A 21038-nucleotide genomic window follows, 5' to 3' on the forward strand; every position below is an offset into this window, starting at 1 on the left:
GGCTATGCCCGAATGGCCCAGACGACCCGCATACGCGATGAGATTCCTCCCCCTATCAGGGGGAGGCTAGGTGGGGGTATCCGAACAAAGACCCTTAGGCCGCGTGCAGCTAAACCGAATGTTCCATCCGGTCGCGGTCCGTCGTCGTCGCCAAGTCCAGGACCTTCTGGATATTGGTGGCGTGGCGGAAGCTCGGCTCTTGGTTCTTGCCGGCCCGCACCGCATCGACGAAGCGCATGTAATTGGTCGGCACCACGTCAACCTCGACATCGGTCCAGGTCCCCGTCTCGGCATCGGCGCCAAGGCAGGTGACCAGCTTGCTCCAGTCGTGCCGGTGCTGCACTTCCACCGAACCCAGCTCGCCATAGACGCGCAGCCGTAGCTCGTTGAAATGCCCGGTCGCCCAGCGCGTTGCATGGATCACACCCAAGGCGCCATTTTCCAGCTGTGCGGTCATGGCAAAGCTGTCATTGGCGTCGAGGTCATATTCGCCAATCCTGTTGTTCTCGGCCTTTTCAAAAGTCTCCAGCCGGCAGAACACTTTCGAGAAATCGCTGCCCGCGCCATAGGCCGCAAAGTCCAGGATATGCACGCCGATATCGCCCAGCACGCCGTTGGAGCCGTGCTTCTTCGACAGGCGCCACAGCCACTGGCTCTCGGTGCGCCAGTCGCCCCAGGCCTTCGATACCAGCCAGCTCTGCAGATAGCTCGCCTCGAAATGCTTCACCTTGCCGATGGCGCCGGACTGGACGATTTCGCGCATCTTCTGCAGCTGGCTGACATTGCGATAGGTCAGGTTGACCATGTTCACGAGGCCGGCGGCTTCCGCCGCCTCGGTCATTTCCATCGCCTTGGCGTGGTCGGTGGCCAACGGCTTTTCGCAGAACACATGCTTGCCGGCCTTCAGCGCCGCCATGGTCGTCGGATAATGCACCGAGTCCGGCGTCACATTGGCAATAGCGTCGAATTCGCCCCAGGCGAGTGCCGCATCGAGCGAGCCAAAGCCACGCTCGATATTATGCGTGGTGCAAAACGCTTCCACCCGCGCCGGATCGACGTCGACGCCGCCCGCCAGGGTCACGCCCTCGATCGCCGCAAAATGCTTGGCATGTTGATTGGCCATGCCGCCGGTACCCAGAATAAGGATACGCATATTCATACTTCCTTGTGCGGTGCCCCACCGCCTGCGAGACAATAAAATGCCACCCCGGACTTGCCGGGGTGACAGGGATGGTCGGATTATTCTTTGACTTCGCCCGCGTGATCGGCGGAGCTGAGCTTGGCGCCGCGCTCCTCGATCTTTTCGATCGCCTCGCCCACCGGCGTGTTCGGCGCCTTCATCAGATGCGCATGGCGCGTGCCGTCATAGGCCCAGTTGACTGCATTGCGCAGCACCAGCCCGACATTGGCGTCGTGATAGGTCGGATAGGTTTCGTGACCGGGACGGAAGTAGAAGATATTGCCGGCGCCGCGGCGATAGGTCAGGCCCGAGCGGAACACTTCGCCGCCCTGGAACCACGAAACGAACACCGTTTCCAGGGGCTCCGGCACCGAGAAGGGCTCGCCATACATTTCTTCATATTCGAGCTCGAAATACGGCCCCAGGCCTTTGGCAATCGGGTGACCCGGATTGACCACCCAGAGCCGCTCGCGCTCACCGGCTTCGCGCCAGTGCAGGTTGGCCGGCGCGCCCATCAAGCCCTTGAAGACTTTCGAGTGGTGACCCGAATGCAAGACGATCAGGCCCATGCCCTGCCAGACATGCTCCATGACCTTCTTGACCACGGCATCGTCGACCTTGTCATGCGCCGCGTGGCCCCACCACAGCAGCACGTCGGTCTCGGCCAGCACGGCGTCGGTAAGCCCATGCTCGGGCTCCTGCAGCGTCGTCGTCTTGATCGAGAGATTGCTGTCTTCCGACAGTAGCTTGGCGATCTGGTTGTGCATGCCGTTGGGGTAATTCTCGGCAACAACCTTGTTCTTCTGCTCGTGGACGTTCTCGCCCCAGACCAGGGTACGGATAGCCATTGTAGTCTCCTAAAGGAAAAATGCCCGGCAAGGGGAGGCGCCGGACGTCAGCACATATTGGTAGTCCAAGGTGACGGCTCTGTGGCCGTCACCCATGTCGTGATCGCTCAGCGGATCGGCTTGCCGGCCGCGTCGAAGCGATGAACCTTGTCGGCCATCGGCGAGATTTCCACCGTGTCGCCGCTTTTGTAATTGTTCTGCCCGTCGAGGCGCACCACCACCGGCTCCTCGGTGCCCATCTCGAGATAGACGTAGCTATCAGCGCCCAGGTTTTCCGTATGGATCACCTTGCCGCTCCAGGTACCGCCGCTCGGCACGATAGTAATATGCTCGCCACGGATACCGACGGTATCAGCGTTGAACGGCGCAGCCTTATCGCCGGAGATGAAATTCATCTTGGGCGAACCAATAAACCCGGCGACGAACGTGGAATTGGGGTTTTCATAGAGCTCCATCGGTGTGCCGACCTGCTCCACCAGCCCGTCGCGCAGCACGCAAATGCGGTCTGCCAGCGTCATCGCCTCCACCTGGTCATGCGTCACGTAGATCATCGTGACATTGTCCATCTCCTCATGGAGCTTGGCGATCTCGATGCGCGTCGCCACGCGCAGCGCCGCATCGAGGTTAGACAGCGGCTCGTCGAACAGGAACACCTTGGGATCGCGGGTGATGGCCCGGCCGATGGCGACGCGCTGGCGCTGTCCGCCAGACAATTGCTTGGGCAGGCGATCGAGATACTGCCGGATCTGCAGCATGTCCGCCGCCCGCTCGACGCGCTTGCGGATCTCGTCCTTGCTATTGCCCTTTTCCAGCGTCAGCCCGAAGGCCATGTTCTCATAGACCGTCATATGCGGGTAGAGCGCATAGGACTGGAACACCATGGCGATGCCGCGCTTGCTCGGCGCCAGGGCATTGACCACCTTGCCGTCGAACAGCATTTCGCCCGAGGTAATGTCCTCCAGACCCGAGATCAGCCGCAGCAGCGTGGACTTGCCGCAGCCCGACGGGCCGACGAACACCATGAACTCGCCCTTGCGGACTTCCAGGTCCACACCCTTGATCACTTCCACCGCGCCAAAGGCCTTGCGGATATTGCGAAGCTCGATGCTTGCCATAGTCTTTCTCCCTAACCCTTGACGCCGCCGGCGGTCAGGCCGGACACAATTTTACGTTGGAAAATCAGCACCAGCACGACCAGCGGCACGGTGACGATCACCGATGCAGCCATGATGGCGCCCCACGGAATTTCATATTGCGAGCCGCCCGACAGCAGCGCGATGGCCACCGGAACCGTGCGGGTCATGTTCGATGAGGTAAACGTCAGCGCGAACAGGAACTCGTTCCACGCCCCGATGAAGGCGAGCAGCCCCGTCGTCACCAGCGCCGGCCACATCAGCGGCATGAACACGCGGGTGATGATCACCCAAGGCGTGGCCCCGTCGACAATCGCCGCTTCCTCGATCTCCACCGGCAGGTCGCGCATGAAGGTGGTCAGCACCCACACGGTGAACGGCAGCGTGAAGATCGTATAGCTGAAGATCAGCGCCCAGGGCGTGTTGTAGATGCCCAGGAACCGGATCACTTCGAACAGGCCCGCCAGCACGGCGATCTGCGGGAACATCGAGACCGCGAGGATCGTCATCAGCAGCAGCGAGCGCCCACGGAACCGCACCCGGCTCAGCGCGAAGGATGCGGTGATGGCCATGAACAGCGCCAGGATCACCGTCACCGAGGCGACGAACACCGAGTTGAGCAGGTTGCGCGGGAAGCTGCCGGTGTTGAGCACCGACTGGTAGTTAGCGAGGCTGAACGAGGTCGGCCAATAAGTGATGCGGAACAGGTCCGTACCGGATTTGAAGCTGGTCAGGATCGCGTAGTAGAACGGGAACACGCTCACCACGACAATGAACACCACCAGCGCATAAAACAGCACAGTCTTGGTCAGTTTCCAGAGATTGAATGTCGCGCCCATCAGCGGTCTCCCCCGTCGAAATTGACCTTGCCGAGCCAGATGTAGACGATGGTGAAAATGGCGATGATCAGGAACAGCAGCGTCGCCTGGGTCGAGCCTTCGGCGAAATTGTCGAACTGGAACAGGTTTTCCTGGCTCAACACCGACATGGTCTTGGTCGCATCGCTATTGGGCGTCAGCACATAGATCAGGTCGAAAATGCGCAGCGCATCGAGCACGCGGAAGATGATCGCGACCATGAGCGCCGGGCGCACCAGAGGCAACGTGATCTTGAAGAACTGCTTGATCGGATGCACGCCGTCGATTTCGGCGGCCTCGTAGATATCCTTGGGGATCATCTGCAGGCCGGCGAGGATCAGCAGCGCCATGAAGGGCGTGGTCTTCCAGATATCCACCACCAGCACGGCCTGCATGGCGGTATCGGCGCTAGCCGTCCAGGCCACCTTCTGGCTCAAAAGGCCGAGCCGCAGGCCGAGGTCATTGAGAATGCCGAACTGGTCGTTCAGCATCCAGCTCCACATGCGGGCCGAAACGATGGTCGGGATCGCCCAGGGGATCAGGATGGCGGCGCGCACCAGGCCGCGGCCCTTGAATTCGGCATTGAGCACCAGCGCCACGATCATGCCGAGCACGGTTTCCCACAGCACCGACCAGAAGGCGAAGCGCACCGTGTTCCACACGGCATTCCACCAGCCCGGATCGGCCAGCACACCGCGGTAACGCACCGTGCCGCTCTCCAGCACCGTCCAGCGCAGGTAATTGCCGAAGCCGATCCACTCGGCCCCATAAAGATTGTTCAGCGACGCATCGGTGAACGAAAACCAGATCGAGCGCAGCAGCGGCCATCCGGCCACCACCGCCAAAGCGATCAGCATCGGGAGGAGGAACCACCGCGCGGCGCGCACGCGCTGCTGCATCAGTTCCGATTTGATCTTCGGTCCGGTCACTGTGACCGGGGCCGCCATGGTATCCGTCGCCATTCTCGTCCCCTCCCGTTTTGTTGTGATTTTTTCGCGTGGCGGGCGACGGGAAAGCCCCGTCGTCCGCCGCGCTTGGGTCCTGGGAGGACTTACCAGGCGTCGCCCTTGAGGTCGGTCAGATCGGCCTCGAGCAGTTCGAGGTTTTCGGCAGCGGTGCCGTCACCCGAAAGCGTATTGTGCACGGCGCCCCAGAACAGCGAGGAGACCTCGTTGTAATTGGTCTTGGTCGGAGCAGACGGACGCGGCACGGCGTTCTGGAAGATTTCCTTCCAGTTGGCCATGAAGGGCGATGCGGCGAGAACGTCGGCATCGTCATACAGCGCCTGGATCGTCGGCAGGTTGGACTGCTTGATGGCGCGTTCCTTCTGCACTTCCGGGGAAGCGAGGAATAGGGCCAGCTCGATGGCGGCATCCGGATCCTTGGCATACTTGGACACGGCATAGTTCCAGCCGCCCAGCGTTGCAGCCGAACGCGCATCAGCGCCTTCACCGGCTGGCAGCGGAGCCACGTCGAACTTGCCCTTCACGGCCGAGTCGGCGCCTTCACCCAGTGCATAGGCATAAGGCCAGTTGCGGTGGAACACGGCATTGCCAAGCTGCCAGACGCCACGGCTTTCTTCTTCCATATAGGCCAGGTTGCCTTCCGGAGAGATCGTGCCAATCCAGCTGGCAGCCTGATCGATTGCAGCAGCGGCCTGCGGATTGTTGATCGAGATCGTGCCATCGGCTTCGATGATCTGGCCGCCGCCGAACGACTTGACCCATTCTAGGGCGTTGCAGGTCAGGCCTTCATAGGCATTGCCCTGGAACACGAAGCCCCACATGTCGGGATTACCGGCAGCGCGCTCGCCATCCATGATTTCCTGCGCGGTCGCAGTCAGCTCGGCCCAGGTGGTCGGCACTTCCTTGTTGTACTTTTCCAGAAGGTCCTTGCGGTAGAATAGGGCTGGCGCGTCGGTGAAGGCCGGCACGGCAACCAGCTTGCCGTCAACCGTCTGCGATTCAATGATCGACGGGAAATGCTGACCCACCACGTCCTTGGCCGCTTCGGTCAGGTCGAGGAACTGGTCGGCGAGCTGTGGCGCCCAGATCACGTCGGTGGTGTAGACGTCGATGTCGGTATTGCCGGCAGCGAGCCACAGGCGATACTGGCCGAACTGGTCGGTGGTCGAAGATGGCATTGGCACCACGGTCACGGTGTGGCCGGTCTGCGCTTCGAACTTGTCGAGCTGTTCCTGCAGGAATGCCAGGCCGTTGCCGGTGTCGCCCGACACCACGGACAGCTCGGCTGCCTGGGCTGCGCCCGCAATCAGCGTGACGCTCGTCAAAAGGCCTGCGAGCAGCGTGTTGAGTTTCATTAGATTTCCTCCCGAATGAAGCAACAGTCAGGGAGGCGCACATGTCCAGCAGGCGCAAAAGCGCCCTCGCCAGACAAACTCCTCCCAAAAGCACCGGCTTCGGCGGCTGTTCCGCCTGAATTTCCAAAGCGCTTTGAGTGAAAAAGAACCAGAGCGGCAGATTTCTGTCAAGCGCCTCTTGATTGCCTTGTTAGGAAATTTCGCTGCGATTGACAAATCTCGTAATGCAAACAGTGATTTATAGTTCCGCGTAACTTGCAAAACGTTAAATTCGGTCTTTGACGCTTGATGTACGCACCTCATCAAATTATCAAAAAATTCGGGTCTTGCATCAAAATTTGAAATCGCTTTGAATGATCCATGGAGGAGGAGGCAGGAACCGCTGTTCAAGGCGGCCTGCATGCCCTAAAGCACCGCAGACCAAGCTTCGCGCCGTTTTTCGCGCGCTGTTTTGAGCGTTGGTCACGCCGTGCCTGGGGCCAGTTGGCAGCGATGAGACTGAAAGATCTGGCCGAGCATCTCGGCCTGTCGCAAACCACTGTGAGCCGGGCACTCAATGGCTATCCCGAAGTCAATGAGGCCACCCGTCTGCGCGTTGCCGAAACCGCGGCGCGGCTGGGTTATCGCCCCAATGCCTCAGCGCTGCGCCTCGCAACCGGCCGCTCCGGCGCGGTTGGTCTGGTGCTGCGCGGCGCCGAGGAACTCGGCCCGCATATGAGCGAATTTCTGGCCGGCATGGGCGGCCGCATGGCGACCGAGGAAATCGACATTCTCGTCACCACCGTCGATTCCTATGCCGATGAACTGGCCGCCTATCGCCGCATAGCCGCCAGCCAGAAGGTCGATGCCATCGTGCTGCATTCGCCCAAGCTCGTCGACGAACGGGTCAAGCTGCTCAAGGACCTCGACATTCCCTTCGTGCTGCATGGCCGCACCAATATCGGCGAGACCGTCGCCTGGCTCGATATCGACAATACCGGCGCCATCGAGCGCGCCACGACCCACCTGCTTGACCTCGGCCACCGCCGCATCGCTCTGCTCAACGGCCTCAAGGGCCGCACCTTTGCCGAGCATCGCGAGATCGGCTATCTCGCCGCCCTCTCGGCCCGCGGCGTCGCCTTCGATCCCGCCCTGATGGGCAATTCCAATTTCACCGACGAAGTCGCCTTCCGCTACGCCCAGTCCATGCTCGAACTGCGGCCCCGCCCCACCGCCTTCATCGCCGGCTCGATGATGACCGCGCTCGGCGTCTTCCGCGCTATCCGCCAGGCCGGCCTTGTGCTGGGCAAGGACGTCTCGATGATCGCCCATGACGACGTCTTCCCCTATCTCAACGCCGACAACATGTACCCCACCATGTCGACCACCCGCTCCTCGATCCGCCAGGCCGGCACCCGCGTCGCCGAACTGATCCTGCAGATCCTCGGCGGCAAGAAGATCGAGGAAGTGCACGAGCTCTGGCCGGTCGAACTGGTGCTACGCGAAAGCACCGGACCGGCGCCAGCCAGTTGATTATACTGGCGCACCATCATCTTGCGGTCAAAATCCACGGCCTATTATCCCGTCACTGCTGACCGGGAGTTGTCTGATCGTCCGCGTCTATGGCGCCGATCAGGACAGCGTCGATAGCCTCGCCGCAACCACCTTCAAGGCTGCCGCACCGCTGACCTTCAGATAGGCCAGCTCTCCGGCGTAAACCATAGAGTGAGACAAGCCACACCAGCGCCGCGATCCGCGTTAAGGTTTCATCAACCATAAGCCGGAGCTCGTCATGCGCGTACCATCCATCGGCCTGCCCCTCGACGAGCGGCTTATCGTCCGCGAGGGCTATCGCCTGGCGGAACGCATGATGCGCAACTATCATGACAAGCCAACCGTCACCGATCTGCTGGTCAGCGCCTTTCAGGATGTGCGCCGCTCGCTCGCGACGCTGTTCCGCACCCTGACCTAGGCCGAAAGCCGCATCGGCTCAGTCGACGTCACGCGCGGCAGCTGTAGCGCCGCGACCAGGCTCCGATATTCCTGCCGCGCATTGACATGCGACATGCTCGGCGCCCCGCCCAATACGTCGGCTTCCAGCGGATCGAACACCGTCATCCCGATCGGGAACAACGAGCGGAAGATCACCCGCTCGGCAATCCCATCCGCAACGCGGCAGCCGAGGCGCGCCGCCAGCTTTTCCACCGCATCCTGCACCTGGCTGGCATTGCGCGAGCCGAGGTTGGAAATGCGGTTGCGCACCAGCACCCAGTCGATCCCCCTGCCCGTCGCCGCCATGCGTTCGGTCCGCGCCTTCTGCACATTGCGCGAATAGGGGCTGGTCTCGATCGGCTCGCCGCTGGCTAGGTCGATCTTGGCCAGCACGTCGAGATCGATCATGCTGTCATTGATCGGGGTGATCAGCGTATCGGCCGCGCCATGCGCCAGCCGCGCCAGATTGCCGTCAAAGCCCGGCGTGTCGATGACGATGTAGTCGACCTCACCACGAAGCCCGTCGATCGCCCTGTTGAAAATGTCCTGCTCGGCCTTCTGGTTCTCGCGGATCGAGTCCCCCCAGGCCGTCGGCAGATGCACATGCTTGGGCATCGGCACCTGCCGTCCGGTGCTCTCCACCGTGGTCCGCCGGTTGCGCACATAGCGCGTCAGCGTCTGCTGCCGGCTATCGACATCGATGGTTGCCACGCGATGACCCTGGTGCAGCAGATAGACCGCCAGATGCAGCGCCGTGGTCGATTTACCCGACCCGCCCTTTTCATTGCCCACCGCAATGATGCGCGCACCATTCTGCACCATGTCCGACTCTCCAAATCAGGGCCTCGATACCCCGACCCATCAAGTGCCCGCATGGTTAACAAAGGCCTAACGACCCCTGCCCTATCCGACCCGCAGCATGTGATTGTCGAACAGGAAGTCGAACCGTTTCGGCTCGCGCTCGGCCCCGGCAATACCGATCATCGCCCCCTCGCCGCTCGTCGCGACGAACCCATCGCCATCCGCGGCAAGCCCACAGCCATTGCGCAAAGTGTCGACTAGCACCGGTCGCTTGCCCTCGGTGTCGACCGTCACCAACAGGTCGCCTTCTGGTGACGATATGGCTAACCGATGGCTATTCGCCGACACAGCGACCGAGCCCACATAATTGCGAAGACTGCCAAGGGTTTCCGGCGGCAGTTCGATCAGTTTGATCTCGCCATCCATGGTCGCATAGCCAACCAACTGCGGTCGCTCTGTCGCCGCCCCGCGATACTGGCAACCGAACCACACCCGCTGCCGCGCATCTACCGCCATGTGCCGGATTGACAGCTGGTGCAGCCCGGCATCCAGCCGCAATTGCCCCACCAGCCGCCCATCGCGCCGGTCGATAAACACCACCGAAGGGTCCATGGTCTCGATGTTGAGCTCCGCCCGCCCATAGTCCGGATGCGTCTCGATCCCGCCATTGGCCACCACGAAAGTAACCCCATCGGCCATCAGCAGCATCTCATGCGGGCCGGTGCCATAGGTGGGAAATTCCCCGATCCGCCGATAGCCGTCCGTCGCGTCATAGACGCCGATAACCCCCTGAGCCGCCTCGAAATCGCTCTCCGTCGCATAGAGCAGGCGTCCATCCGGCGAGAACACCCCATGCCCGAAGAAATGCCGCCCTTCGACGCTGGTCAGCGTCACCGGCGCCGCGCGTCCGGAGGGGTCAAACACCACGGCAAAGGTCCCCGGCTGGCGCGCAAACACCACGCCCCGCCCCGCCTCACGGCTGATGGTAATGTCATGCCCGCGGTCCGGCAGATCGATCGAGGCAATGAGGTCGCCGCGCTCACCCAGCAGCACCGCGCCATAGCCACCCGAGGCCGTCTGCACGGAACTGGCAAATACCAACTCGCTCCGCTCCAGCGCTGCAAGCTGCTTAGGTAGCAAACTGGCTGCAAACCCCACGCCTGCAGCCTGCAAAAACGCCCTTCGCTGCCACATTGCTAGTCCCCATCCAGCGACGAAAAGCCCACGCTGAGACCCAGTGCGAAGGCCAGTTGCTCACCGATCTGCGCCTGCAGCGACTGCGTCAAGATCACCAGATAACTGAGCGCCGCCACCTGCTTCGGGTCCAACACGGCCTCCTCAACCGGCAGCGTGATCAGGTCCAACGCCCTGTGGGCATTGGAGAATTCAAACCCGATCGAATTATCCAGCCCCACATCCGCCTCGCCCACTGCCCGCGCCATCCCAGACACGGAAACCAGCGTCTCCATGCCTTCCAGATTGGCCCCGACCATCGCCATGGTCAGCCCCGACCGCCAGAACAGCGCCTGCTTCGGCTTCGCCGCCACCTCGCCCTGAGCAATGAATGGGTTGATCCTGGTGTCGCGCACAGCCTCGAGGCCATGCGACACCAAACCCACAAGTTCCTCCAGCGCCTCGGTTTCCGTGCGGTAATCCGCATTCTCCTGCACCGGCCGCGTCAGGTGTTCGGCAACCCCGCCCTTGCGATACCAGCCCATGGCCAGCTGGTCGGCAATGCTGCCGATATTGTGCGCAATCGCCTGGCCATAGCGGCAACGGAAAGATCCTTCCGCTGCAGCCAGCGCCTCTGCGCCCGTGCCATAGAGCACAAATTCCAGCGCCCCAAAGCCCTGCACGGCAACGCTTTTGCCATAAAGCCCCGCCGCATCTAGCACCGTAACATCCTGCTCCGCCAGGATCGCCTGCACTTGCCGCAGCCCGATGCCCTTGCGGTCGGGAAAAAACAGCAGCCGGTCGGCGCGATTGTCTTCCATCAGCGGCCCGATGCGGATGAATTCCACCCGTCCATAGGCCGTTGCTGCAAGGCCAAACTGCTGTCGCGCCACGCTTAACGTCGCCTCGGAGGGCACGGCGCAGAGTGCACCCATGGCGCTTTCCAGCCCGCTGGCCCGCCCCTTGAAACCCGCTATTTCCGGCCGGATCACCCCATTGACCGCCAGGCTCAAAACCTCGGCCCGCATCGGCGATTGGGCAAAGGCTGGCCCTGCGGCCAGCATCAGCAGGAGAGCGAGCACAAGACGCATCACAGCGATTCCAGAAAGGCGATGAGATCATCGCGGGTTGTTTGGGACATGTCGGCAAATCCGTCGCGCGCCGCCTGCGCCTCGCCGCCATGCCACAATATGGCCTCGGTGAGACTGCGCGCCCGCCCATCATGCAGGAAAAACGTGTGGCCTGATACCAGTTTGGTCAGCCCGATCCCCCACAGCGGCGGCGTCCGCCACTCATAACCATCGGCCAATCCCTCTGGTCGATGATCCGCCAGTCCCTCGCCCATGTCATGCAGCAAAAAGTCCGAATAGGGCCAGATCAACTGAAACCGATGCGCCGGATTCTCGGCATTCCGGCTGGTCACGAACTTGGGAACATGGCAGCTGGCGCAGCCCGCCCCGTAAAACGCCGCCTTGCCGCGCAGCACCGCCGGGTCATCGACATCACGCCGCTCCGGCACGCCCAGCGTCTGGGAATAGAAGGTCACGAGGTCGAGCACCGGATCCGGCGCTTCCGAGACACCCAGCCGCGCCTGCTCGCCCGTCGGCATAGCGAGGCACTCCGGCTGGTTTTCGGTGCAATCGCCATGCGGCAGGTCGAACAGTGGTGTCGAAATGCCGATATCGCCGGCGAAGGCCGAAGCCGACTGGCTGCGGATCGTCGCCATCCCCGCCTTCCAGCCAAACCGCCCGAGCATCACCGAATTGCTGACCGGCTCGACGGTAAAATTCGCCCGGCCGGAAATCCCGTCACCGTCACGATCTTCGGGATCGGTATGCGCCAGAATATCCTCGGCCGGTATCTGCTCCACCAGCCCCAGCCCGATCATCGGATTGGCCACCCGCGGCGAGATCATCACGTCATCAGCCAGCGGTCCATAATTGAGATCGGCCACGGAATAGCTGGGCGACCGCAGCGTCACCGCGGTGCCATCACGCAGCGTCACTAGCAGGTCGGCATAATCCACCACCATCCGCCCCTCGGCCTTTAGGCCCGGCACGGCAAAATCCTGCAATTGCGCCCCATAAGTGGGATCGCCGACCTCACCGGCAATCACCCCATCCATGGCCAGTCGTTTATCGTCCGCGCCCGGCGGCACCGAGAGCCGCAGGAACATCGAGACATTCTCAGCCTGCCCCTCGAACGGCGGATGCCCGCGCCCATCCTTGATATGGCAGCTCTGGCAACCCCGGGCATTGAACAGCGGTCCCAGCCCATCCGAGGCCTGCGTCGAGCTGGGCGACGACACCCAGATCTTGCGGAACAGGGCATTGCCCAGCTTGAACTGTTCTTCCTGCTCGAAGCTCAGATTATCGAGAAAGTGGCTGAACGAGTCCGCGTTGACGGCAAACTGCGTCGTGCCCTTGCCGGCCGAGCGCTTCTCCGATCCCTCCGCTTTGGAAAAATCCGTCGTCGGCCGCGTTACCGCCTGCACCCGCGCCAGGTCTTCGACACTGAGATCGCTGCGTACAACCGCGTCCTGCGCAAACACCATACCCCCGGCAAACAGGGCGATCAAAGCGATGGTGAGGCGGGGTTTCATCGAGCTGATCTACCAGCTTGGCCCAAGACTTCCAACAAAGCCGATGTCACCCGGCTCAAGGACGGGGTGACACCGTGCGTGTGGCTACGGCTATGCCCTATTCAAACACTGCATCCGGATTGCTCAGGCTGTCGCTATCTTCGATCGTCACCGCATCGCCCAGTTCCAGCAATGCCACCGCGCGTTCAATGCCGCGCGTCTGGGCGATCAGCCCATCGATCGCCGCCTGCACAACCGCGTTGCCCTCGGCATTACCCTCGCCGATCTGCTGGTCATAGGCCTCGCCGCCCTCGGCGCGCTCAGCCATCACATGCATCTTGGCGACGGTGTCGTCCAGCAGCGCCTTGATCTCGGTATCGAGAGCCGCATCCTTGGATGCAATTACATCCGAGAGCGACGGGCCTTCGATCACGCTGCCATCCACCCGGGTATATTTCCCCAGATAGACATTCTGGATGCCCACGGCGTCGTTGAGATGCGAGTTATGCGTATTGTCCGAGAAGCAGTCATGCTCTTCTTCCGGATCATGTAGCAGCAGGCCCAGCTTCATGCGCTCGCCGGCCACTTCGCCAAAGCTCAGTGAGCCCATGCCGGTGAGGATCGCCGAAATCCCCAGCTCGGGCAGCGCGGCGCGCGCCGCGCCATCCGCCGTCCAGTTACCGACCATTTCCTCAAGATCGCTGACCAGCAGGCTGGACGCTGCCTTGAGATAGGCGGCACGCCGATCGGCATGTTCCGCGTTCGAATAATCGGTGAACGGTCGCGCGCCGGCACCAGCCTCGGTGCCGTTCAGGTCCTGGCCCCACAGCAAAAACTCGATCGCGTGATAGCCCGTCGCCACATTGGACTCGACGCCCGCTGCCTCCTGCAGATTGTCCTGCAGCAGCGCCGGCGTAATCTCGGTCGCATCGAGCTCGACGCCATCGATCATGATCTTGGGATTGGCGATGACATTGGCCACATAGAGCGCATTGCTGTCGCTCTCGGTGCCATAACCCGCATCGACATAGTCGATCAGGCCTTCATCCAGCGGCCAGGCATTCACCCGGCCTTCCCATTCATCGACAATCGGATTGCCGAAGCGGAAGGCCTCGGTCTGCTGATAGGGCACGCGGGCGGCGAGCCAGGCATCCTTGGCCGCCTGCAGCGTCGCCTCGCTCGGCGTCGCGATCAGCGCGTCCACCGCCGCGTCCAGTGCCGTGGCGGTTGCCAGCGCGTCTTCATATCCGGCCAGTGCGATATCCGCATAATTGGCCAGCACATCCGTATCAGCCGGCGCCTGGGCAAAAGCGGCAACCGGTGCCACCGACAGCGTGAGAGCGATGGCGAAACTGCGCAGCGAGCGCCTGCCGAGAGAAAACATGGACGAAGCTCCTCAATGAGTTGCTCATCGGACTACGCCCGCCATCACGCAAAATCAATTCAATTTCAATAGTTTAGAAGCGATCTAAAGTAATGAAACTTGCCATTTGCTCCAGACTGAAATCCACAGTGCTTTCCACAACTTGCCCCCTGCTTGGCCGCATCTATCCTCCATTCCCGCCTCAAATTTTGACCATCTGGACGAAACTGTCACAAACGGGCACTGTCACAATTGCGACTGGGAGGGCGCATGGGGGCGACCAGCAAGACATAAGCGACTGAAATCATGGCGGTTGCGACTGTCATCTTCCAGCCTGCCTAGTGTCATTGCACTGTCACACAGCCTCTCTACTTCCCGCTCCAGTTCGCCCGGACGCCTTCAACGAGGCGCTCGCGAACGACTTTTCAGGGAGACTGAACATGTCCATCAAGAATCTGCTCGGCGCATCGGTTTCGGTGCTGACCGTTCTCGCCGTTTCTGCACCCGCTTTCGCCCAGGCCGACCTCGACGCGCTCTATGAAGCCGCCAAGACCGAAGGCCAGCTCACTGTCATCGCCCTGCCCCACTCCTGGTGCAACTATGGTGGCGTGATCGAAGGCTTCAAGGCCAAGTATCCCGGCATCACCATCAACGAACTCAACCCCGATGCCGGCTCTGCCGACGAGCTCGAAGCCGTCCGCGCCAACATCGGCAACACCGGCCCGCAGGCCCCAGACGTGCTCGACGTTGGCCTGGCCTTTGGCCCGCAGGCCAAGGAAGAAGGCCTGCTGCAGGCCTATAAGGTCTCGACCTGGGACGATATCCCGGCCGACGCCAAGGACGCAGAAGGCTTCTGGTACGGCGACTACTACGGCGTGCTGGCTTTCGGCATCAACAAGGACATCATCACCGGCGAAAACCCGGCGTCCTGGGCTGACCTGCAGAAGGACGAGTTCGCCAACTCCGTCGCTCTGGCTGGTGATCCGCGTACCGCCAACAACGCCATTCTCTCGGTCTATGCCGCTGGTCTGTCGACCGGTGCCGACGCCGCCACCGGCGCTCAGGCAGGTCTCGACTACTTCAAGGCTCTGAACGACAAGGGCAACTTCGTCCCGGTCGACGCCGAAGCCGCTGCCATCGCCCAGGGCACCACTCCGATCGCCATCAACTGGGACTACAACCTGCTCGCCGCTCGCGACAACCTCAACGGCAACCCCCCGATCGAAGTCGTCGTTCCGGCTGACGGCGTTGTGGCCGGCGTCTACGTCCAGGCCATCTCGGCTCACGCTCCGCACCCGAGCGCTGCCAAGCTCTGGATGGAATACCTCTATTCGGACGAAGGTCAGCTCGGCTGGCTGGCTGGCTACTGCCACCCGATCCGCTTCAACGCCATGGCTGAAGCCGGCACCCTGCCGGAAGAACTGATGGCCAAGCTCCCGGCTGCCGAGAACTACGCCAAGGCCGTGTTCCCGTCGATCGAAGAGCAGAACGCCAACAAGACCACGATCACCACCGGCTGGGACACCACCGTCGGCGCATCGGTTCAGTAAAGACAAACGTGGGAGCGGCGCCTTGCCGCTCCCGCACTTGCCGTTGCCAGCAGTCCCCGGGTCCGCCCGGGGATTTCGCGTGAATACACGTCACCGAGGCCGAGCCGGGTACCATGACCGACACCGCATCCCAACCGACGCAACGCCGCCGCATCCCCTGGGATGCGCTGGCCATTGCCCCCTTCGTCATCTTCGCGGTGATGTTCCTCGTCCTGCCCACCATTTCGTTGATCGGCGGTGCCTTTACCGACCGGGCCGGCAATTTCACCTTCGAGAATATTGGCGGCCTGTTCACGCCGCAGATTCTCAATGCCTACTGGATTTCCATCCGCGTCTCCGGCGCCTCGGCTATTCTCGGCGCCCTGATCGGTCTCGCCATTACCCTCGCCATCATCCGCGGCAAGCTGCCGGCGCCGCTGCGCTCCGCGGTGATGACCTTTTCCGGCGTCGCCAGCAATTTCGCCGGCGTGCCGCTGGCCTTTGCCTTCATCGCCTCGCTCGGCCGCATTGGTCTGGTCACCATCATCCTGCGCGATGTGTTCGGCCTCGATCTCTACCGCGCCGGTTTCAGCCTGTTCTCCTTCTGGGGCCTGACGCTGACCTATCTCTACTTCCAGATCCCCTTGATGATGCTGACCATTGCGCCGGCCATCGACGGGCTGAAGAAAGAGTGGAACGAAGCCGCCCAGATGCTGGGCGCATCGCAGTGGCAGTTCTGGCGCTATGTCGGCCTGCCCATCCTCTGGCCCTCGGTGCTCGGCACGCTCAGCCTGCTTTTCGCCAATGCCTTCGGCGCCATCGCTACCGCCTGGGCCCTCACCGGCTCCAACCTCAATATCGTGACCGTGCTGCTCTACAACCAGATCCGCGGCGACGCCCTGCAAAACCCGGGCCTCGGCGCTGCGCTGGCCCTGGGCATGATCGTCATCACCTCGCTGGCCAATATCATCTATCTCTTCGTGGCCCAGCGCGCCGAAAGGTGGATGAAATGAAGACCAATAAATTCTGGCCCTGGCTGATCTTCATCCTCGGCGCGGCCTATTTCATCATTCCGCTGCTGGCGACCTTCATCTTCTCGCTGCGCATGCGCCGCGATGCGCTCAGCTTTGACGCCTATGTCTCGGTGTTTTCCGATCCCAAATTTTTCGCCACCTTCGGCTATTCGCTGGTGGTCGGTGTATTCACCATTATCGTGGGCGTTCTCGTTGTCGTACCAGCGGTGTATTTCGTCCGCCTGCGCATGCCCTGGCTGAAGCCGATCATGGAATTCACCACGCTCCTGCCGCTGATGATCCCGGCGCTGGTGCTGGTCTATGGCTATATCCGCCTCTATGGCTCGAGCTCGCTGATCCCCTTCACTGGCTCTGTGCTGGGCACCGATATCCTGCTCACCTGCGCCTATGTGATGCTGGCGCTGCCCTATATGTATCGCGCCGTCGACAATGGCATGCGCACCATCGATATCGGCACGCTGACCGAGGCGGCACAGATCGCGGGCGCCAATCAGGTGCAGATCATCGGCCAGATCATCCTGCCCAATATCCTGGTCGCCATCCTCTCTGGCGCCTTCCTGACCTTCGCCATCGTCATCGGCGAATTCACCATCGCCAGCCTCCTCGCCCGCCCGGCCTTCGGCCCCTATCTCGTCGGCATCGGCACCAACCGCGCCTATGAGCCGGCAGCGCTGGCCATCATCTCCTTCGTCATCACTTGGGGCGCCATGGGCATGATCAACGTGCTCGGCCGCTTCGCCCCCCGCACTTCCGCCCGGAACACCTGACCATGGCTGCCTTTCTCGAAGTCAACAATCTCGTCAAATCCTTCGGCAGCAACACCGTGGTCAAGGGCGTCAACTTCGCCTTCGACAAGGGCGAGTTCATCTCCCTGCTCGGGCCTTCGGGCTGCGGCAAGACCACCATCCTGCGCATGATTGCCGGCTTTGAAAATCCGACTTCTGGGTCGATCAAGGTCGATGGCCAGGACATTACCGGTCTGAAACCCAACCAGCGCCAGCTCGGCATGGTGTTCCAGGCCTATGCGCTGTTCCCCAATCTCAACGTCGGCGACAATATCGGCTTCGGCCTCAAGATCGCCGGCATGCCGGCTGACGAGCGCCGCGCCCGCGTCGATGAAATGCTCAAGCTGATCGGCCTGCCCGGTTTTGAGAAGCGCTACCCCTATGAAATGTCCGGCGGCCAGCAGCAGCGCGTGGCGCTCGCCCGCGCCATCGCCCCGCGCCCGCGCATGCTGCTGCTCGACGAGCCGCTGTCGGCGCTCGACGCCAAGATCCGCGTTTCGCTGCGCGAGGAAATCCGCGCCATCCAGCTCGACCTCGGCATCACCACGGTCTTTGTCACCCATGACCAGGAAGAGGCGCTGTCGATCTCCGACCGTATCGTGGTGATGAACGCCGGCAATATCGACCAGCTCGGCGCGCCGCACGAAATCTACAACAAGCCCGCCACCCGCTTCGTCGCCACCTTCGTCGGCCATCTCAATACCATCGAAGCAACCGTCCTCGACGCCGCCGCCAAGACCGTCTCGATCGACGGCCAGACAGCTACGGTCCCGGCTCTGCCGACCACGGCCAACAATGGCTCTGCCGTCTCGCTGACGCTGCGCCCCGAAGTGCTCGCCGTCGGCGCCCGCGAAGGCAGCGACATCACGCTGACCGGCACCATTGCTGACGTCACCTTCCTCGGCTCGGTCATTCGCCTGCGCGTCCAGCTCGGCCAGAACGTCGTCAGCCTCGACACCTTCAACGACCAGCGCACCGCACCGCCCGCCCGCGGCGAACCGGTCACCATCAGCCTCGCCAGCAAGGACCTGCTGGTGCTCTGAGCCGACCCGACTTCGGCACAGCCGTGCAGAAGTGCCGCCCGGCCTTTCGGCTTACGGAGACACGAGTAACGGGCGGCCATTGGACCTCAAGAGTTTAGTAGAGTGGCCCAATGGCCGCCGTCACGATCCGCTTTTGCACAGGGTCCGGTTCAGGCGGTACCATTCTTGCAGGTCCGGCTGCCGAGTTTCCAACCCCACTGGAGAAGCGCCCCCATCCCACGGTCGCCCCGCCCGGCCCTGCGTCGGGGCCGCGTGTGTGGCGGGTATGGCAGCAGTATGCAGCCGTCCCACAGAGACGTGGATAGATTTTTTTGAACGCTGCCTGTGGACGGCCAAAACAAAGCGTTCGCACCCCGCCGAGGCCCCTAGACCGCCACGTTTCTGGCGCTCATTGTGGCGACCCAATCGAGGAGCGCACGCGTGGATAAGATTTTCGTCAGCACCGAATGGCTCGCCACCCATCTGAGCGATCCCAATGTCGTCGTGCTCGACGGCAGCTGGCACATGCCCAATGCCGCCCGCAACGCCCAGGCCGATTATCTCGACGGCCATATCCCCGGCGCGGTGTTTTTCGACATCGACGGCGTCGCCGACAACACCTCCGATCTGCCCCATATGCTGCCCGCCCCCAGCGACTTCGCCCGCATGGTCGGCGCCCTCGGCATATCCGACAGCATGACCATTGTCGTCTATGACGAATTGGGTCTGTTCTCCGCCCCCCGCGTCTGGTGGACCTTCAAGGCCATGGGCGCCAGGGATGTTCGCATCCTTTCCGGTGGCGGCCCGAAATGGCGCGCCGAAAAGCGCCCCACCGAGACCAGCCTGGTCACCCGCCCGCGCCAGACGTTCGAGACCGATTTCGACCCCACCCGCGTCGCCGATTTCGAAACCGTGCGCGACCGCAGCCGCGATGGTCGTGCCCAGATCGCCGACGCCCGCCCCGCGCCGCGCTTCCACGCCGAAGTCCCCGAACCCCGCGCCGGCCTCCGCTCCGGCCACATCCCCAATAGCCTCAACGTCCCGGTGAGCCTCCTTACCGAAGCCGGCCAGATCAAGCCGGTGGCGGACCTCCAGCAACTCTTCACCGACCGCGGCCTCGACCTGACAAAGCCGATCATCACCTCGTGCGGCTCGGGGATTACGGCGTCCACACTGGCGCTGGCGCTGCATCTCGCCGGGGCGGAACAGGTGGCGGTTTATGATGGGTCGTGGACGGAATGGGGTGGGCGAAAGGACGCGGATGTGGAGACGTGAGGGGGGCGCTGAGGTCAGCGAGTTCGACCCGATTGAGGTAACTCAGACTTTGGCAAGAAGTGTCTAAAAGCTCTCACCGGTAGTGTCAGCCGCGGGCGCTACTCAGTTCGACCAGCTGTTTCACTGTTCTCATTGCACGCGGCAATTGCGGGCCGCTGCTCTCGATGACCATCGGTCAAAAGCTATTATTCCGCTTTCGGTGTTCAGGTTTGTGATCGCATGGCGTCTGCTTTTCCTATCCACAAACCCAATGGGCCTGTCAGCCTTCGCCTACTGACATGTTACAAATAGAAGGCCCGCTTGACCACCCCGGCGGTCTCGCCATCCAACGCCCAAAACCTCAAGAACGGTTCTTGTTTTGGCGGTCAAAGAACACGGCAGGTCGCCCCACCCACCAGCCGTCACCCTCGGGCCCGACCGACGGCTCTGTACTTCAGCAAGGCTCGGCAAGTGTAGCGCCCTCGGGTCAAGCCCGAGGGTGACGATCGAGTTTGGAGCGGTAGACCACTCAAATTCCGCCGCCTGGCATCACTCAACAGTCTATTGTGGCTCTCAGACGTCTTCCTCGGAGCCGGCGTTACCGGGTCTAACGATAATCAGAAACTTCCAGCGTATCGACATCGATATGCCCAAGCCTAAAAGGCTCGTCGCCGCTGGAACCCGTTACAAACCCCATGCGTCGCGCATCAATCTTCCAAAGGGCCTGGACCCAGCGGATCGATGGTAGGTGAATGTCCCGTGCCCCATCGACAAGGCGTTGACCAGGTTGGGCAAGCCGTAGCCATAGTGTTGCGCCGCCAATGGCGCACCAGCTCTCGTCATCTGCGATGCACGCGGCGATCGGGTCGCCGTAAATCCCGGCAATTGGCGCGTCTACGACGCCGTCTGAAATGTAGCCATCCTCGTAAACCTTGAAGACGACGAAATTTTGCGAAATCGCCAGCAGAACCGCGATATGCCGGCAATACAGATCTGGAAACAGCACGGCTTTGCTCCGTCAAAAGTGCAACAGGTGCAAGCAATATAGTCGGTGCAATCGAGCTGTCGTGTTCCCCATGGAACAGCCTGACTCCCGGTAGATTATCCATGTCATTGGAGGAGCCGTTGCGGACAGGCGGCGTCCCACCCCGTATCGCCCCCAAACAAAAAGGCCGCCGGGTTTCCCC

General features: G+C 62.0%; 19 protein-coding genes. 7 read left to right on the forward strand and 12 right to left on the reverse strand.

Annotation, left to right across the window (positions count from 1 at the left end):
- Positions 1 to 109 precede the first annotated feature (109 nt).
- The 6 genes from BM045_RS09045 to BM045_RS09070 form a co-directional block, all read right to left on the reverse strand.
- Positions 110 to 1153 (reverse strand): Gfo/Idh/MocA family protein, encoded by a 1044-nt coding sequence (locus BM045_RS09045; protein WP_092183177.1) that lies wholly within the window; start codon positions 1151 to 1153, stop codon positions 110 to 112.
- A gap of 86 nt (positions 1154 to 1239) precedes the next feature.
- Positions 1240 to 2028 carry a ThuA domain-containing protein gene (locus BM045_RS09050; RefSeq protein WP_092182376.1) on the reverse strand — a complete coding sequence of 263 codons (789 nt, stop codon included), beginning with the start codon at positions 2026 to 2028 and terminating at the stop codon, positions 1240 to 1242.
- A 107-nt stretch (positions 2029 to 2135) separates the two neighbouring features.
- A complete protein-coding gene (locus BM045_RS09055; protein WP_092182378.1) occupies positions 2136 to 3143 on the reverse strand; it encodes an ABC transporter ATP-binding protein in 1008 nt (335 codons plus the stop codon).
- 11 nt (positions 3144 to 3154) lie between these two features.
- Positions 3155 to 4000: a carbohydrate ABC transporter permease gene (locus BM045_RS09060; protein WP_092182380.1), complete on the reverse strand. Its 846-nt coding sequence runs from the start codon at positions 3998 to 4000 to the stop codon at positions 3155 to 3157.
- Positions 4000 to 4980 carry a carbohydrate ABC transporter permease gene (locus BM045_RS09065; protein ID WP_244522934.1) on the reverse strand — a complete coding sequence of 327 codons (981 nt, stop codon included), beginning with the start codon at positions 4978 to 4980 and terminating at the stop codon, positions 4000 to 4002. Before BM045_RS09065 ends, BM045_RS09060 begins: the two co-directional genes overlap by 1 nt.
- Positions 4981 to 5069: 89 nt before the next feature.
- The gene (locus BM045_RS09070; RefSeq protein WP_092182382.1) at positions 5070 to 6338 is read right to left on the reverse strand and encodes an ABC transporter substrate-binding protein; all 1269 of its coding nucleotides are present in this window, start codon (positions 6336 to 6338) and stop codon (positions 5070 to 5072) included.
- Between the two features lie 492 nt (positions 6339 to 6830).
- Between BM045_RS09070 and BM045_RS09075 the strand changes: the two genes are divergently transcribed.
- Entirely contained in the window at positions 6831 to 7850 is a 1020-nt protein-coding gene (locus tag BM045_RS09075) for a substrate-binding domain-containing protein (RefSeq protein WP_092182384.1), read from the forward strand.
- Positions 7851 to 8109: 259 nt separating this feature from the next.
- Positions 8110 to 8289 (forward strand): hypothetical protein, encoded by a 180-nt coding sequence (locus tag BM045_RS09080; protein WP_092182386.1) that lies wholly within the window; start codon positions 8110 to 8112, stop codon positions 8287 to 8289.
- Here BM045_RS09080 and BM045_RS09085 read toward each other — a convergent pair.
- The 5 genes from BM045_RS09085 to BM045_RS09105 all read right to left on the reverse strand — a co-directional run bounded on the left by BM045_RS09085 (position 8286) and on the right by BM045_RS09105 (position 14248).
- Positions 8286 to 9131 (reverse strand): division plane positioning ATPase MipZ, encoded by an 846-nt coding sequence (locus tag BM045_RS09085; RefSeq protein WP_092182388.1) that lies wholly within the window; start codon positions 9129 to 9131, stop codon positions 8286 to 8288. The genes BM045_RS09080 and BM045_RS09085 overlap by 4 nt on opposite strands.
- A gap of 81 nt (positions 9132 to 9212) precedes the next feature.
- The gene (locus tag BM045_RS09090; RefSeq protein WP_244522935.1) at positions 9213 to 10211 is read right to left on the reverse strand and encodes a DUF1513 domain-containing protein; all 999 of its coding nucleotides are present in this window, start codon (positions 10209 to 10211) and stop codon (positions 9213 to 9215) included.
- Positions 10212 to 10306: 95 nt separating this feature from the next.
- Positions 10307 to 11374, reverse strand: coding sequence for an imelysin family protein (locus tag BM045_RS09095; RefSeq protein WP_092182392.1), 1068 nt, complete (start codon positions 11372 to 11374; stop codon positions 10307 to 10309).
- Positions 11374 to 12837 (reverse strand): di-heme oxidoreductase family protein, encoded by a 1464-nt coding sequence (locus BM045_RS09100; RefSeq protein ID WP_244522965.1) that lies wholly within the window; start codon positions 12835 to 12837, stop codon positions 11374 to 11376. Before BM045_RS09100 ends, BM045_RS09095 begins: the two co-directional genes overlap by 1 nt.
- A gap of 145 nt (positions 12838 to 12982) precedes the next feature.
- Positions 12983 to 14248: an imelysin family protein gene (locus BM045_RS09105; protein ID WP_092182396.1), complete on the reverse strand. Its 1266-nt coding sequence runs from the start codon at positions 14246 to 14248 to the stop codon at positions 12983 to 12985.
- A gap of 419 nt (positions 14249 to 14667) precedes the next feature.
- Here BM045_RS09105 and BM045_RS09110 point away from each other — a divergent pair, with 419 nt between their 5' ends.
- From BM045_RS09110 to sseA, 5 genes are all read left to right on the forward strand, one after another.
- A complete protein-coding gene (locus tag BM045_RS09110; protein WP_092182398.1) occupies positions 14668 to 15777 on the forward strand; it encodes an ABC transporter substrate-binding protein in 1110 nt (369 codons plus the stop codon).
- Between the two features lie 113 nt (positions 15778 to 15890).
- Complete coding sequence (locus BM045_RS09115) at positions 15891 to 16769, forward strand: ABC transporter permease (protein WP_092182401.1); 879 nt, start codon at positions 15891 to 15893, stop codon at positions 16767 to 16769.
- The gene (locus BM045_RS09120; protein WP_092182403.1) at positions 16766 to 17557 is read left to right on the forward strand and encodes an ABC transporter permease; all 792 of its coding nucleotides are present in this window, start codon (positions 16766 to 16768) and stop codon (positions 17555 to 17557) included. The genes BM045_RS09115 and BM045_RS09120 overlap by 4 nt, the downstream gene beginning before the upstream one ends.
- 2 nt (positions 17558 to 17559) lie before the next feature.
- On the forward strand, positions 17560 to 18618 hold the full coding sequence (locus BM045_RS09125; protein WP_092182405.1) for an ABC transporter ATP-binding protein: 1059 nt from the start codon (positions 17560 to 17562) through the stop codon (positions 18616 to 18618).
- 420 nt (positions 18619 to 19038) lie between these two features.
- Entirely contained in the window at positions 19039 to 19872 is an 834-nt protein-coding gene (gene sseA / locus BM045_RS09130) for a 3-mercaptopyruvate sulfurtransferase (protein WP_092182407.1), read from the forward strand.
- Positions 19873 to 20458: 586 nt separating this feature from the next.
- Here the strand turns inward: sseA and BM045_RS09135 are convergent.
- The gene (locus BM045_RS09135) at positions 20459 to 20857 is read right to left on the reverse strand and encodes a hypothetical protein (RefSeq protein WP_092182409.1); all 399 of its coding nucleotides are present in this window, start codon (positions 20855 to 20857) and stop codon (positions 20459 to 20461) included.
- Positions 20858 to 21038: the final 181 nt, after the last annotated feature.

Source organism: Devosia sp. YR412, assembly GCF_900110945.1.
In the GTDB taxonomy this organism is placed as follows: domain Bacteria; phylum Pseudomonadota; class Alphaproteobacteria; order Rhizobiales; family Devosiaceae; genus Devosia.

Coding starts and splice junctions, on each gene's coding strand:
- BM045_RS09105 (WP_092182396.1), bottom strand. CDS start 14,248: ATGTTTTCTCTCGGCAGGCGCTCGCTGCGCAGTTTCGCCATCGCTCTC.
- BM045_RS09115 (WP_092182401.1), top strand. CDS start 15,891: ATGACCGACACCGCATCCCAACCGACGCAACGCCGCCGCATCCCCTGG.
- BM045_RS09065 (WP_244522934.1), bottom strand. CDS start 4,980: ATGGCGACGGATACCATGGCGGCCCCGGTCACAGTGACCGGACCGAAG.
- BM045_RS09070 (WP_092182382.1), bottom strand. CDS start 6,338: ATGAAACTCAACACGCTGCTCGCAGGCCTTTTGACGAGCGTCACGCTG.
- BM045_RS09050 (WP_092182376.1), bottom strand. CDS start 2,028: ATGGCTATCCGTACCCTGGTCTGGGGCGAGAACGTCCACGAGCAGAAG.
- BM045_RS09080 (WP_092182386.1), top strand. CDS start 8,110: ATGCGCGTACCATCCATCGGCCTGCCCCTCGACGAGCGGCTTATCGTC.
- BM045_RS09055 (WP_092182378.1), bottom strand. CDS start 3,143: ATGGCAAGCATCGAGCTTCGCAATATCCGCAAGGCCTTTGGCGCGGTG.
- BM045_RS09100 (WP_244522965.1), bottom strand. CDS start 12,837: ATGGTGTTTGCGCAGGACGCGGTTGTACGCAGCGATCTCAGTGTCGAA.
- BM045_RS09125 (WP_092182405.1), top strand. CDS start 17,560: ATGGCTGCCTTTCTCGAAGTCAACAATCTCGTCAAATCCTTCGGCAGC.
- BM045_RS09045 (WP_092183177.1), bottom strand. CDS start 1,153: ATGCGTATCCTTATTCTGGGTACCGGCGGCATGGCCAATCAACATGCC.
- BM045_RS09060 (WP_092182380.1), bottom strand. CDS start 4,000: ATGGGCGCGACATTCAATCTCTGGAAACTGACCAAGACTGTGCTGTTT.
- BM045_RS09095 (WP_092182392.1), bottom strand. CDS start 11,374: ATGCGTCTTGTGCTCGCTCTCCTGCTGATGCTGGCCGCAGGGCCAGCC.
- BM045_RS09110 (WP_092182398.1), top strand. CDS start 14,668: ATGTCCATCAAGAATCTGCTCGGCGCATCGGTTTCGGTGCTGACCGTT.
- BM045_RS09120 (WP_092182403.1), top strand. CDS start 16,766: ATGAAGACCAATAAATTCTGGCCCTGGCTGATCTTCATCCTCGGCGCG.
- BM045_RS09085 (WP_092182388.1), bottom strand. CDS start 9,131: ATGGTGCAGAATGGTGCGCGCATCATTGCGGTGGGCAATGAAAAGGGC.
- BM045_RS09075 (WP_092182384.1), top strand. CDS start 6,831: ATGAGACTGAAAGATCTGGCCGAGCATCTCGGCCTGTCGCAAACCACT.